The sequence below is a fragment of the Novosphingobium sediminis genome (assembly GCF_007991615.1).
Classification (GTDB): Bacteria; Pseudomonadota; Alphaproteobacteria; order Sphingomonadales; family Sphingomonadaceae; genus Novosphingobium; species Novosphingobium sediminis.
Map to the genome: position 1 here is coordinate 130,005 of NZ_BJYR01000018.1, position 12,084 is coordinate 142,088.

At 66.3% G+C, this 12,084-nt stretch carries 13 protein-coding genes; 9 read left to right on the forward strand and 4 right to left on the reverse strand.

What is annotated here, in order from left to right:
* Nucleotides 1-41 precede the first annotated feature (41 nt).
* Nucleotides 42-608 carry a peptide deformylase gene (gene def / locus NSE01_RS13895; protein WP_147160238.1) on the reverse strand — a complete coding sequence of 189 codons (567 nt, stop codon included), beginning with the start codon at nt 606-608 and terminating at the stop codon, nt 42-44.
* A 145-nt stretch (nt 609-753) separates the two neighbouring features.
* Nucleotides 754-1,350 (reverse strand): recombination mediator RecR, encoded by a 597-nt coding sequence (recR, locus tag NSE01_RS13900; RefSeq protein WP_147160239.1) that lies wholly within the window; start codon nt 1,348-1,350, stop codon nt 754-756.
* 51 nt (nt 1,351-1,401) lie between these two features.
* Here recR and fmt point away from each other — a divergent pair, with 51 nt between their 5' ends.
* From fmt to NSE01_RS13915, 3 genes are all read left to right on the forward strand, one after another.
* On the forward strand, nt 1,402-2,307 hold the full coding sequence (fmt, locus tag NSE01_RS13905) for a methionyl-tRNA formyltransferase (protein WP_147160240.1): 906 nt from the start codon (nt 1,402-1,404) through the stop codon (nt 2,305-2,307).
* Between the two features lie 127 nt (nt 2,308-2,434).
* Complete coding sequence (gene truA / locus NSE01_RS13910) at nt 2,435-3,187, forward strand: tRNA pseudouridine(38-40) synthase TruA (protein WP_147160241.1); 753 nt, start codon at nt 2,435-2,437, stop codon at nt 3,185-3,187.
* Nucleotides 3,188-3,255: 68 nt separating this feature from the next.
* Nucleotides 3,256-4,368, forward strand: coding sequence for a zinc-binding dehydrogenase (locus NSE01_RS13915; protein WP_147160242.1), 1,113 nt, complete (start codon nt 3,256-3,258; stop codon nt 4,366-4,368).
* A gap of 43 nt (nt 4,369-4,411) precedes the next feature.
* Here NSE01_RS13915 and NSE01_RS13920 read toward each other — a convergent pair whose 3' ends face one another.
* Nucleotides 4,412-5,404 carry an AAA family ATPase gene (locus NSE01_RS13920; RefSeq protein WP_147160243.1) on the reverse strand — a complete coding sequence of 331 codons (993 nt, stop codon included), beginning with the start codon at nt 5,402-5,404 and terminating at the stop codon, nt 4,412-4,414.
* Nucleotides 5,405-5,481: 77 nt separating this feature from the next.
* On the opposite strand from NSE01_RS13920, the gene NSE01_RS22020 reads away from it, so the two are divergent.
* From NSE01_RS22020 to NSE01_RS13945, 5 genes are read left to right on the forward strand one after another with little or no spacing between them, the layout of a single operon-like run.
* Nucleotides 5,482-6,141, forward strand: a complete 660-nt coding sequence (locus NSE01_RS22020) for a glutathione S-transferase family protein (protein ID WP_147160244.1) — start codon at nt 5,482-5,484, stop codon at nt 6,139-6,141.
* A gap of 22 nt (nt 6,142-6,163) precedes the next feature.
* A complete protein-coding gene (locus NSE01_RS13930; RefSeq protein WP_147160245.1) occupies nt 6,164-6,967 on the forward strand; it encodes a VOC family protein in 804 nt (267 codons plus the stop codon).
* A complete protein-coding gene (locus NSE01_RS13935; protein WP_147160246.1) occupies nt 6,967-7,593 on the forward strand; it encodes a glutathione S-transferase family protein in 627 nt (208 codons plus the stop codon). The genes NSE01_RS13930 and NSE01_RS13935 overlap by 1 nt, the downstream gene beginning before the upstream one ends.
* Nucleotides 7,590-8,072, forward strand: coding sequence for a VOC family protein (locus NSE01_RS13940; RefSeq protein WP_147160247.1), 483 nt, complete (start codon nt 7,590-7,592; stop codon nt 8,070-8,072). The genes NSE01_RS13935 and NSE01_RS13940 overlap by 4 nt, the downstream gene beginning before the upstream one ends.
* Nucleotides 8,072-8,719 carry a glutathione S-transferase family protein gene (locus NSE01_RS13945; protein WP_307725989.1) on the forward strand — a complete coding sequence of 216 codons (648 nt, stop codon included), beginning with the start codon at nt 8,072-8,074 and terminating at the stop codon, nt 8,717-8,719. Before NSE01_RS13940 ends, NSE01_RS13945 begins: the two co-directional genes overlap by 1 nt.
* 32 nt (nt 8,720-8,751) lie before the next feature.
* Here NSE01_RS13945 and NSE01_RS13950 read toward each other — a convergent pair whose 3' ends face one another.
* A complete protein-coding gene (locus tag NSE01_RS13950; protein WP_147160248.1) occupies nt 8,752-10,611 on the reverse strand; it encodes a DUF885 domain-containing protein in 1,860 nt (619 codons plus the stop codon).
* A gap of 149 nt (nt 10,612-10,760) precedes the next feature.
* Between NSE01_RS13950 and NSE01_RS13955 the strand changes: the two genes are divergently transcribed.
* Nucleotides 10,761-11,906 carry an acyltransferase family protein gene (locus tag NSE01_RS13955; RefSeq protein ID WP_147160249.1) on the forward strand — a complete coding sequence of 382 codons (1,146 nt, stop codon included), beginning with the start codon at nt 10,761-10,763 and terminating at the stop codon, nt 11,904-11,906.
* Nucleotides 11,907-12,084: the final 178 nt, after the last annotated feature.

Below are 12,084 nucleotides of genomic sequence, written 5' to 3' on the forward strand. Positions count from 1 at the left end.
TTCTACCCGCAGCGCAAGCACGGGCCAAAGCGCCATGGGGATCACGCCGCGCGGCGCAGCTTTTCCAGCTTCTTCAGCACCATCTGCCGCTTGAGGCGCGAGAGGTGGTCGATGAACAGGATGCCCTCGAGGTGGTCCATCTCGTGCTGGAGGCAGGTTGCCATCAGGCCGTCCATGTCCTCTTCGTGGACCTTGCCATCAAGGTCCTGCCAGCGCGCGCGGATGCGGGCCGGGCGCTCCACTTCGGCGTACATCTCGGGCACCGAGAGGCAGCCTTCGTTGTAGACGCGCAGGTCTTCGGAAGGGGCGAGGATCTCAGGGTTGATGAAGACCTGCGGCTCGCGCTTGGTCGGCTGGTGATGGTGGTGGTGCCCGTCGTGGTTGCAGGCGACCGGTTCAGCATCCGGATCATCGGGCTGGAGGTCGATCACCAGCACGCGCAGCGGCACGCCAACCTGGATCGCGGCGAGGCCGATGCCGGGCGCATCGTACATCGTCTCGAACATGTCGGCGACGAGCGTCTTCAGCTCCTCGTCGAACACGGTGACGGGCGCGGAGATCTGCTTGAGGCGCGGATCGGGGACTTCGAGGATTTCACGGATAGCCATGGCGCTCAGATAAGCGTGGAGGCGCGGAGTCGCAAGGTGGTCTTGTGGTCCGGCCCACCCCCGCCCCCTCCCGCAAGCGGGAGGGGAGCAGAAGGGTGCGACGTAGTTCCCCTCCCGCCTGCGGGAGGGGTTAGGGGTGGGCTGGCTAACCGACCGGCCGCCGCGCGCGCAGCGCCTGCGCCAGCGTGCCCTCGTCGAGATAATCGAGCTCGCCGCCGACCGGCAGGCCGTGGGCCAGTTGGGTCACGCGCAGCGGCAGATGCTCGATGCGCTCGGCGATGTAGTGCGCGGTGGTCTGGCCCTCCAGCGTGGCGTTCATCGCAAGCACCACTTCGTCGATTCCGCCCGCTTCCAGCCGCTGGAGGAGTTGGCCGATCGAGAGGTCCTCCGGCCCTACGCCCTCCAGCGCGGAAAGCCGCCCACCGAGCACGTGATAGCGCCCGGTGAACAGCCGCGAGCGATCTAGCGCCCAGAGATCGGCCACTTCCTCCACCACGCAGAGCGCGCGGGCATCGCGGCGGGGATCGGTGCAGACGCTGCAGGGGTTGGCAGTATCGACGTTGCCGCATGTGGTGCATTCGACGAGCCGTGCGCGCACGCCTTCCAGCGCCTCGGCCAGTTGCACAAGGCTGGTCTCGCGCCGCTTGATAAGCCACAGCACCGCACGCCGCGCCGAGCGGGGGCCAAGCCCCGGGAGCCGCGCCAGCGCGCTCGCCAATGCCTCGATCTCTTGCGATGCCATGGGGTGAGAGATAGGGCCGGTTGCGGCAAACGAAAGGCCTTTCCCTCGGTTATGCGCATTGTCTTCATGGGCACCCCCGATTTCGCGGTGCCGACCCTTCAGGCGCTGGTGGCGGCCGGACACGAAGTCGTGGCCGCCTACAGCCAGCCGCCGCGTCCGGCGGGGCGGGGCAAGCAGTTGCAGCCCTCGGCCGTGCACCGGGTGGCAGAAGCGCTCGGGATTGCAGTGCGCACGCCGCTTTCGCTCAGGCAAGCGGACGAGCAGGCCGCGTTCGCGGCGCTGGAGGCCGATGTGGCGGTGGTGGCGGCCTATGGCCTGATCCTGCCGCAGCCGATCCTCGATGCGCCGCGCCACGGCTGCCTTAACGTCCACGGTTCGCTGCTGCCGCGCTGGCGCGGGGCGGCGCCGGTGCAGCGCGCAATTCTGGCGGGAGATGCGCTGACGGGCGTGACCATCATGCAGATGGAGCGTGGGCTCGATACTGGGCCGATGCTGGCGACGGTGGAGACGCCGATTGCGGGCAAGACGGCGGGCGAGCTCACAGCCGAGATCGCCGAGAAGGGCGCAGCGCTGATGGTTTCGGTGCTGGCCGATCTGGCCGGGCATCCTCCGGTCGTGCAGCCGGAGGAGGGCGTGACGTATGCCCACAAGATCGACAAGGCGGAGAGCCGCCTCGATTTCACACGGAGCGCGGTCGATGTGGAGCGGCAGGTCCGCGCCTTTGCGCCGGCACCGGGGGCGTTTTTCGAACTGGATAGCGAACGCTATCGGGTGCTGGCGGCAGAGGTTGTCGAAGGCTCGGGCGCGCCGGGCGTCACGCTCGATGCCGCGCTCACCATAGCCTGCGGGGAGGGCGCCCTGCGGCCCACGCTGATCCAGCGCGCGGGCAAACCGGCGATGGAGACCGCCGCGCTGCTGCGCGGGCGGACGATTGCGGCGGGGGCGGTGCTCGGGTGATGGGGCGGGCGCGGCGCATTGTGCTTCGACATGCTCAGCACGAGCGGTTTCGTTTTGGGGACTTCCTCCCACATCCGCTCATTCTGAGCTTGTCGTCGGATGCTGGCGGCACCCTTGGCAGCACACGATGACCCGCTACGCGCTCACCCTGGAATATGATGGCCGGCCCTACATGGGCTTCCAGCGGCAGGCGCATGGCCCGTCCGTCCAGCAGGCGTTCGAGGAAGCGGCCGAGACCGTCGTCGGACACCCCGTCACGCTCCATTCCGCCGGACGCACCGATACCGGCGTCCATGCGCGGGCGATGCGCGCGCATTTCGATAGCGAGAAGACGCTGCCGCCGTTCCGCATGGGCGAGGCGCTGAATGCGCGGCTGCGGCTGGCGGAGCAGGCGGTGGCGGTGCTCGATTGCGTGGAAGTCAGCGAGGACTGGCATGCGCGCTTCACCTGCCTTGGACGCTCCTACGAATACGTCATCGCCAACCGCCGCGCCCCGCTGGTGCTGGAGGCCGGGCGTGCCTGGCGCATCGCGCAGGATCTGGACGCAGGCGCCATGCACGAGGCGGCGCAAGTCCTTGTCGGCAGGCATGATTTCACCACTTTCCGTTCGGCCCAGTGCCAGTCGGCCAGCCCGGTGAAAACGCTGCGCCATCTTTCCGTGCGGCGCGAGGGCGATCATGTGATCGTCGCGGCGGAGGCCCGCAGTTTCCTCCACCATCAGGTGCGCTCGATGGTCGGCTGCCTCGCGCTTGTGGGGGAGGGGCGCTGGACCGCCGCCGACATGCGCGATGCGCTCGAGGCCGCTGACCGGCGGCGGCTGGGTCATAATGCGCCGCCCGATGGGCTCTATTTCATGGGCGCGCTTTACCCCGGCGAATGAGCCGCTAGGTTGCGCTTTGAAACTCGCGTCGGAGCCAATCCGGCGCGGCAACCATTCGGGAGACAAACATGGCATTCACCGGCAAGCAGCTCACCACCCGACTCGACGCAGACGGCACGCTCACCGTCCAGATCGTGCCCAAGACGTGGGATGCGCCCACCGGCAGCCAGGTCCTCGTGCAGGTCGAGGCGACGCCGATCAACCCTTCGGATCTTGGCCTGCTGTTCGCCTCTGCCGATACCGCCAACGCCGAATATACCCCCGGCAAGGTCGTCGCGAAGATGCCGGAAAACGCCACCCGTGCGATGACCGCGCGCCATGGGCTTGACATGCCGGCGGGCAACGAAGCCGCCGGGATCGTGGTCGCAGCGGGTGATAGCCCTGCCGCGCAGGCGCTGATCGGCAAGCGCGTCGCCTGTGTGCCGGGCACCGCCTATGCCAGCTACGCTTATGCCGAGGCGGGCATGTGCCTGCCGGTGGACGAGGGCGTGAGCGCCGCGCAGGCCGCCTCCAGCTTCGTCAACCCGATGACCGCGCTGGGCTTTGTCGAGACGATGCGGATGGAAGGCTTCACCGGCCTCGTCCACGCCGCTGCTGCTTCCAACCTTGGCCAGATGCTCGTGCGCATCTGTCAGGAAGACAACGTTCCGCTCGTCAACATCGTGCGCAGCGAAGAACAGGTTGCGCTGCTCAAGGGCCTCGGCGCAACGCATGTGCTCAACATGACCGCGCCCGGCTTCAACGCCGCGCTCACCGATGCGATCCATGAAACCGGCGCGATGCTCGGCTTCGATCCGATCGGCGGCGGCACACTGGCGGGGCAGATCCTCGCGGCGATGGAATCTTCCGCCAGCCGCGGTGCAGCGTTCAGCCGCTATGGCTCGTCGGTGGCCAAGAAGGTTTATATCTACGGCGCGCTCGATCTGGGGCCGACGATCCTCAACCGCGCCTTTGGGCTTACCTGGGATCTCGGCGGATGGCTGCTCACGCCGTTCATGGCGAAGGCCGGCATGGAAACGGTGGGACGGATGCGCGCCCGCGTCGCGCGCGATCTCACCACCACGTTCGCCAGCCACTACAAGGCCGAAGTCAGCCTTGAGGGCATGCTCGATCAGGCTGCGGTGGCGGAATACAATGCGCGGCGCACTGGCGAGAAGTATCTCGTGGTGCCGACTGCCTGACGAAAAAAAGGGGGCGCCTTGCCGGGCGCCCCTTTCTTGATTCTCAGACCTTCCCGACGACGCTTTCGGGCAGATCCTTGCCGAACACGCGCTGGTAATATTCGGCCACCAGCACGCGTTCCGTCTCGTCGCACTTGTTGAGGAACGAGAGGCGGAAGGCAAAGCCGGTATCGCCGAAGATGCCGGTGTTCTGCGCCCAGCTGATCACCGTGCGCGGGCTCATCACGGTCGAGATATCGCCGGCGATGAAGCCCTTGCGGGTAAGGTCGGCCACGCGGACCATGTCCGCCGCCGTCTTCGCATCGAGGCCCGGCACCTTCTTCGTCACGACGTCGATCTCGGTCGCAGCGGGGAGGTAGTTCAGCGCCACGACGATGTTCCAGCGGTCCATCTGGCCCTGGTTGATCGCCTGCGTGCCGTGATAGAGCCCGCTCGTGTCGCCCAGACCCACCGTGTTCGCCGTGGCGAAGAGGCGGAAGTTGGGGTTCGGGCGGATCACGCGGTTCTGGTCGAGCAGCGTCAGCTTGCCTTCGGTTTCCAGCACGCGCTGGATCACGAACATCACGTCGGGGCGGCCCGCGTCGTATTCGTCGAACACCAGCGCCGTCGGCGTCTGCAGCGCCCAAGGCAGCAGACCTTCGCGGAATTCAGTCACCTGCAGGCCGTCGCGCAGCACGATCGCGTCGCGGCCGATGAGGTCGATGCGGCTGATGTGCGCATCGAGGTTGATGCGGATGCACGGCCACTTGAGGCGCGCAGCCACCTGCTCGATGTGCGTCGACTTGCCGGTGCCGTGATAGCCCTGCACCATCACGCGGCGGTTGTGGGCAAAACCCGCCAGAATCGCCAGCGTGGTATCCGGATCGAACACATAGTTCGGATCGAGATCCGGCACGCGCTCGTCGGCCACCGAGAAGGCCGGAACGGTCATGTCGATGGGAATGCCGAAGGTCTCCCGCACGCTCAGCGTGGTATCGGGGGCGGCAAGGACGGTGGTGGCGCGGGTATCGGCCTGCAGGTTTGGGATATCGGTCATCGCCTCATCGCCTATACGGGCCAGCCAAAGCCTGCAATAATCTTTGCGTGCTGACTCGACCGCGGGAGGCGGATGCTATGAAATTGTATGGGGGATTGCTGTCACCCTTTGTCCGCAAGGTTGCGGTGGTTCTGGGCGAAAAGGGCGTGGACTACACCCCTGCGCGCGGCGGCCCGGGCAGCACGGACCCGGAGTTCCTTGCCGCCAGCCCCTTCGCCAAGATTCCCGCCATCGACGACGAGGGCTTCACGCTCGCCGATTCGTCGGCAATCGTGCACTATCTTGAAGCGAAGTACCCCGATCCGGCGCTGATCCCGGCAGACCCCAAGTCCTGCGGCATGGCGGTATGGTTCGATGAGTTCGGCGATACGATCTTTGCCGCCTCGGGCCTCAAGATCCTGTTCAACCGCGTGGTCGGCCCGCGCCTCCTCGGCAAGCCGGGGAACGAAGCGCTTGCCCTTGAGGGCGAAGCCGAACTGCCGCGCATTTTCGACTACATCGAGAGCGTTGTGCCGGATGATGGCTGGCTGGTCGAAGGCGGTTTCTCGATCGCCGACATCACCATCGCCTCAATGCTGTGCACGCTGACTTACGTCGGCCATGGCCCGAATTCACATTCCTATCCGAGGACGGCTGCCTGGCATGCCCGCGTTACCGCGCGCCCATCGTGGCAGGCGGTCGCGGTCAAGGAAGCGTCACTGATGCAGCGCATATTGCCGGATCTCGCCACCGCCTGAACCCAAGCGAAGGAAGCACGCCATGGCCACTCGTCGGAACGTTCCCTTTGTCTGGTATGAACTGATGACCACCGATCTCGACGGGGCGAAGGCATTCTACGATGCCGTCGTCGGCTGGCGGATCGATGGCCCGGGCGAGCAACCGGGGGACGATTTCTACCGAATGATCATGCGCGCCGATGGCGGTGCCACGGGCGGGGCACTCCACCTTTCGCCAGACATGATCGCACAAGGCGCGCATCCGGCTTGGGTGCCCTATCTCTACGCCGCGGATATCGACGCGAAATGCGCCGAGATACTGGCCGATGGCGGCCATCAGCTTTCCGGGCGCATGGACATCGGCGAGGGCAGCTTCGCCATGGTGACCGATCCGCAGGGCATGCCGTTCTATCTCATGCAGCCCAACCCGCCCGAGGACCGGCCCGATGCAGGCAGCACATCCTATGATCGGACCACGCCCCAGCACGTCTCGTGGAACGAACTCGTGACCCCCGATCTCGGCGCGGCCAAGGACTTCTACGCACGCCACTTCGGCTTCGAATTCAACCGCACGATGCCGATGGGCGAACTCGGTGATTATTGCTTCATCGATTTCAGCGGCATCGACATCGGTGCGGCCATGCAGGCGCCGCCAGACTGGCCGCGCAAGGGTTGGATCTTGTACATCCGCGTTGCAGATATCGACCACGCCGCCGCCGCCGTAACCAGCGGCGGCGGGCAGATCCTGAGCGGGCCGCACGAAGTGCCGGGCGGAGACAGGACGCTGACCGGAACCGATCCGCAAGGCGCGAGTTTTGCCCTTGTCGGCGCCAGAGGAGCAGCCTGATGGCAGACTACACCTTCTTCACCGTCCCCATGTCGCGCGGCCAGATCGCCCGCTGGGCGCTGCATGAGGCCGGTGCGGATTACGAGCATGTGCTGGTCGATTGGGCCAACCGTCCGCCCGAACTCGTCGGCGCCAATCCGATGAACAAGGTGCCGGTGCTGATCCACCATGCGCCAGAGGGGGGCCGGGTCATCACCGAATGCGCGGGCATCTGCGCATATCTTGCCGATGTGCACCCGGCGGCGGGCCTGCTTCCCCAAGATGCCGAGAAGGCTGACTACTACCGTTGGCTGTTCTTCGCGGCCGGTCCGCTCGAACAGGCGGTCATCAGCCGAGCGATGGGCTGGGTCGTGCCCGATGGCAAATCGGGAATGGCGGGCTTCGGCACCTACGAGCGCACCATCGAGGTCATGGACGGCCTGCTGTCGAGCCGCGACTGGGTCTGCGGCGCGCGCTTCACGATGGCGGACGTCTATGTCGGCAGCCAGATCGACTGGGGACTCAATTTCGGCTCGATCCCGCCGCTGCCCTCGTTTGCCGCCTATGCCGAACGCATCCGCACCCGCGCGGGATACCAGTCCGCCAAGGCGGTCGACCGCGATCTGATCAGGGCCGCGAAGGGGTGACGGACGCCGTCCTCTGTCTGTGGTACGAAGGCGCGGCAGAGGAAGCCGCCGCGTTCTACGCTGGCACCTTCCCGGACAGCCGCATCACCGCCGTGCACCGCGCGCCGGGGGACTATCCGGACGGCAAGCAGGGCGATGTCCTCACTGTCGAATTCACCGTGCTCGGCTTTCGCTGCATCGGCCTCAACGGCGGGCCCTATTTCAAGCACAGCGAGGCCTTTTCGATTCAGGTGCCGACCGACTCGCAGGAAGAGACCGACCGGCTGTGGAACGCCATCGTCGCGAACGGCGGCAGCGAAAGCCGCTGCGGCTGGTGCAAGGACAAATGGGGCCTCTCGTGGCAGATCACCCCGCGCGCGCTCACCCGCGGCATGGCCGATCCGGACCCCGCCGCCCGCAAGCGCGTGTTCGAGGCGATGATGACCATGGGCAAGATCGATATCGCCGCGATCGACGCGGCGCGTGCAGGAGCAGGCTGATGCTTGAGCTCTATGGCCATCCCTTTTCGTCCTATACGTGGAAGGCGCTGATCGCGCTCCATGCCGGCGAAACGCCGTTCATCTTCCGGATGCTCGGCCCGGATCAGCCGGAAAACGGCGCGCGCGTCGCCGCCGCCAGCCCGCTCGGCAAGTTTCCGCTGCTGGTCGATGGCGATACCGAGGTGTTCGAGGCAACCTCGATCATCGAACATCTGTGGCTGAACCATTCTGGCGCGGCGCGGTTGCTTCCGGTTGATCCGGTGGCAGCGGCCAAGGTCCGCATGATCGACCGTGTGTTCGACAACTACGTGATGGGTCCGATGCAGGCCGCCGTCGCCGAACATTTGCGCGGCGGAGGCAAGGATCAGGCGCGCATCGACGAGGCATGCAGCCAGTTGGAGCGGGCCTATGGCTGGCTGGAGGGCTGGCTTGAGCACTACGTGCCGAGTACCACGATCAGCCTGATCGAATGTGCTGCGGCACCGGCGTTGTTCTACGCCGATTGGATCGTGCCGATCCCAACCTCATGTCCGCGTCTGGCCGCTTATCGCGCGCACCTGCTTGCGTTGCCCGCCGTGGTCCGCTGCGTCGAGGATGCGCGCCCCTACCGCGGTTTTTTCCCACCCGGCGCGCCGGACCGGGACTGAAACCTCCGGCCCGGTAGCTCTGCGCCGTTCGTTCAGCCGCCCCTCTTCGACGCGATATACTGGTCGATGTTTGCCGCCAGCACATCGAGCGGCACGTTACCGCCCTCGACCACGGCATTGTCGTAATCCCGCAGATCATAGGCCTTGCCCAGCGCTGCCTGTGCCCGCGCGCGCTGGCGCAGGATCTCGCTGCGCCCGATGAAGTAGCCGCAGGCCTGCCCCGGCCAGCTGCAATAGCGCTCGACTTCGCTGGTTACTTCGTCGCGGCCCGAACCGTTGGTACTGGCGAACCAGTCGATCGCCTGCTCGCGGCTCCATTCGCGGGCGTGGAGGCCGGTATCGACCACCAGGCGGCAGGCACGGAAGGCGATGGACTGGAGGTAGCCCAGCTTGCCGACGGGATCGTCGTCATAGGCACCAAGCTCGTCGCCCAGCGTCTCCGAATAGAGCGCCCAGCCTTCCGAATAGGCGTTGAACGCCAGCATCGCGCGAATCGTCGGCAGTTGGTTGGAATACTCGCCCTGCCAAACGTGGCCGGGAATTGCCTCGTGGTGGACCAGCGTCGGCAGGCTGTAGGTGCTGTGCAGCCGCGTGGTGCCGAGATTGATCCACATCTTGCCGGGGATCGTTCCGTCGATCGAGCCGGGACCGCCATAAGCGCCCGGAGCGCCCGGCTCTTCCGCCAGAGGCAAGCGGCGCACTTCGACATTGCCGCGCACCAGCTTGGAAAACGCGCGCGGCATCTGCGCGCGGATATAGGTCAGGCGCTTCTGGATGAAGGCGATGATCTGCGCGCGGCCTTCGTCGTTGTCGGGGAACTGGAAGCGCGGGTCCTTGCCCAGCGCAGTCATCCGTTCGCCCACCGTGCCGCTGGTATAGCCCAGTTTCCGAAGGATCGGGTCCATCCGCCCCTGCAGCTCGGCCAGCGATTCGAGGCCAAGCTTGTGGATTTCGTCGGGCGTCATCCGCGTCGTCGTACTGGCGCGCAGGGCCCAGGCGTAGAACGCATCGCCGCCGGGCCGCGTGTGCATCCCTGCATCGCGAACCGCCTTGCTGCGCTGCGCGATCAGTTCGGCAAGCTGCCGCTCGAGCGTCGGCGCGACCTGCTTGGTGACGATCTCCCGCGCGCGGGCGCCCCAATCGCCCGCGATGCCCTTCTCGCGCGTGCGCCTCTCGATCGATTCGACGAGGCCGCCGCCCGACCCCATCGCCGAAAGGCTCGCGCCCATCTGCTTGATCGCCTTTTCGAGCAGGAACGAAGGCGCAATCACCCCTTGCGCCGCCGTCGCCTTGAGCCGAGCAGTCTCGCCTTCCAGCACTGCCGGGAACTGCGCGAGCCTTGCCAGATAGGCTTCCGCATCCGCGCTCGTATTGATCGGGTGATCCGAATCGAGGAAGCGCGGCGTGTCGATGTAGGCGCCGACGTTCTGGATCACGACGTATGGCGTGTTGCGCCAGCCGCCGACCGACACGTCGCCATAGGGCAGCGCGAAACCATCAAGCGCGGTGCGATAGGCGCTCTTCACCACGGCGAGGCTCGTGCGGGTCGCGTGATCCAGACCGGCATCCGGCATGGCCTCGATCCGCGCCAGGTCCGCGCGCACCAGCGCGGCCACGGCGGCCTGCCCCGCTTCCGTGCGATCATCCAGCCTGCCACGCAGTGCGGCATGCGCACCGGTATCGATGCCCAGCGAGGTCGCGGTTTCGGGCTTCAGCGTCAGCAGTCGCCAGGCGGCATCGTCCAGTAGCGCTGCGGCGGGGGAGGGAGATGCCGCCGTTTGCGCCTGCGCGGGCAGCGCGGCGGCGGCGACGCCCGCGGCAAGGCCGGCAATGGCCTCGCGGCGGGTGAGAGCGGCGGAAACGGCGGGCGTGTCAGAGGCTTGCTGAGTCATGCCGCGAACCCTGCGCCAGCCGCTGCGCGCTGTCAAAGCGCGGCTGTGGATCGCCTTGCCGCGTGGATTGATTCGGAAATGGAGCAACCGCGCGTGGACTTGCCGGGCCTTCTTGCGCCTCACGGTGCGAACCAAGGAGAACCCTGCCGATGGGCGGCCACGAACGCTATCGCCTGCTCGATGAACTGCGCGGTGTTGCCGCTGTGGCGGTGCTCGTCTTCCACATCGGTACGCGGGGCGGCGGGCCGATGCTGCTGCCCAACGGCTTCCTTGCGGTTGATTTCTTCTTCATGCTCAGTGGCTTCGTCATTGCCGAAGCCTATGAGGCGCGCCTTCAAAGCGGCATGACCTTCGGCGGATTCGCTGCCCGGCGACTGGTCCGCATGGCTCCCGTGGCCATGCTCGGCGCGCTCGCCGGGGGCGCCTATCTCGTTGCGCGCGCCTTCGCCGCGCCGGCCCGCTCCGATCCGCTGTTCGAAGTGGTCGGCGCCAACCTGCTCAACCTGCTGATCCTCCCCAAACTGTGGCAAGGCAGGGCGACGGGGTGGGAACTGTTCCCCGCCAATGGCCCGCTGTGGTCGCTGTTTTTCGAGATCGCGATCAACCTTATCTGGGCGGCCTTCCTCGCCGGGCGCAGCACCCGGTTGCTGTGCCTCCTCGTGGCAGTCAGCGCCGGGTTCCTCGTCTCGCTCGGCCTCCACTTCGGTACGCTTCATATCGGTTGGGAGGCGGTTTCGCTGGCAGGCGGTGCGGCGCGGGTCGGGTTCGGGTTCGGTATCGGGTTGCTGCTGCACCGCGTGCGTGCCGGCATACCGCTGATGGGCCACTCAAGTGCGGTCATGGCATTGGCAACGCTCGTTTATTTCCTCATTCTGCCGCTGCCTTTGCTGGGCTGGCAACTGCTGATCGTGCTCGTGTGCATGCCTGCGGTGCTGCTGGTCGCCATCGCCGCCGGGCAGGAGAAGGTGCTGCCCGGCGGCGCCTTGCTCGGCCGTCTTTCCTATCCGCTCTATGGCACCCATGTGCCGCTGCTCGCCCTCACGGCAGGCGCGCTGAAGTATGCTGGCGGCGTGGCGGGCAACCATTGGACGGTTCTGCTGCTCGTGCCGTTTCTGCTGGCCGCGGCCTGGGCTGTTCTCGTCTGGTTCGACGAGCCTGCGCGGGTCTGGCTGGCCCGGTTCATTCCAATACGCACCGATTCGCGTGCCTTTGTGCCCGCACCGCGAAGTGTCCGCCGCCTCCAGCGCGCGGGCGCGGCGCAGCGGGTGATGCGCCGCCAATTGCTTCGGAACTGAACCTGTTTCCGTGCGTCGGACCATCACCGCGCGGCTATGCCCGATGCGCCACAAGCACTCCCCTGTGCCGCCTGATCCGATCACGGCCAATACCGACTCGGTTACCACGTATAGTGAAGTAACGATCAAACATGGTATGCTCAAAATGGAATTAATAATTTCAATTTATCGGGCGTTA